This window comes from Streptococcus hillyeri, from assembly GCF_003686955.1.
In the GTDB taxonomy this organism is placed as follows: Bacteria; Bacillota; Bacilli; order Lactobacillales; family Streptococcaceae; genus Streptococcus; species Streptococcus hillyeri.
In genome coordinates, this window is sequence record NZ_RCVM01000063.1 from 1 (window position 1) to 423 (window position 423).

Below are 423 nucleotides of genomic sequence, written 5' to 3' on the forward strand. Positions count from 1 at the left end.
CGTCATAGCTGCATTAGAATGATCGTCGTTAATCGACAAATTGTTTTTATTTTCAGCCATTATTTTTTACCTCCTTGAACACGAATTCGTGGATCTATCACACCGTACAAAATATCTACAATAAAAATAGAAACGATAAACAGTGTGCTAAATAATAGTGTGATTGCCATGATTACTGAGAAATCATTTGTTGTAATTGAACGTACGAATTGATCCCCTAATCCAGGAACCCCAAAAATATTTTCAATTGTTAAAGTGCCTGTTAAAATACTTGCTAACATGGGAACGATAATTGTAATAATTGGAATTAAAGCATTTCTAAGTGCATGTCCAAAAAGTACACGCATTGTCGAATTACCTTTAGCTCTCGCTAATAAAATATAGTCTGAACTTAATACCTCTATCATCTCTGCTCTTATGTAT

1 protein-coding gene is annotated in these 423 nt (G+C 32.9%); it reads right to left on the bottom strand.

Annotation, left to right across the window (positions count from 1 at the left end; all coding sequences use genetic code 11):
• Window positions 1-59: 59 nt before the first annotated feature.
• Window positions 60-423: ABC transporter permease (locus EAF07_RS10460; protein ID WP_142925613.1), on the bottom strand; the 364-nt coding region annotated here is incomplete at its 5' end.